We start from the raw sequence: 517 nt of genomic DNA on the forward strand, positions 1-517 counted from the left end.
CAAACATCTTGAACGCCGGTTAGGCATCGAGATTAACCGCCGCGACAATCACTTTAAGCTGGTCGGCAAGAGCCTGGTTGTTCAGGCTGCTGCTGACATCCTGCGCCATCTCTATGTAGAAACGGCGCCGCTGCGCGGTGAAATCGCCGATATCGATCCGGAGCAAATCCATCTCGCTATCAAAGAGAGCCATGTGCTGGAGCAGACCGCCGAAAGCGTGCCCGACTATGGCAAAGCCGTGACCATCCGCACCAAACGCGGCATGGTGAAACCCCGTACCCCTAATCAGGCCCAGTATATTGCCAATATTCTGGACAACGACATTACCTTCGGTATCGGCCCTGCCGGGACCGGGAAAACGTACCTGGCCGTGGCAACGGCCGTAGATGCCCTGGAGCGCCAGGAAGTCCGCCGCATCATGCTCACCCGCCCTGCGGTAGAGGCGGGTGAAAAACTGGGCTTCCTGCCGGGTGACCTCAGCCAGAAAGTCGACCCGTACCTGCGCCCGCTGTATGAC

The 517-nt window shown here is 58.8% G+C and carries 1 protein-coding gene; it reads left to right on the top strand.

Annotated features, from left to right (window positions below; all coding sequences use genetic code 11):
- Nucleotides 1-517, top strand: a 517-nt coding sequence (locus tag CYR32_RS21185; protein WP_175578843.1) for a PhoH family protein, incomplete at both ends; no start/stop codon positions are given.

It is taken from the genome of Chimaeribacter coloradensis (assembly GCF_002858715.1).
GTDB classification, from domain to species: Bacteria; Pseudomonadota; Gammaproteobacteria; order Enterobacterales; family Enterobacteriaceae; genus Chimaeribacter; species Chimaeribacter coloradensis.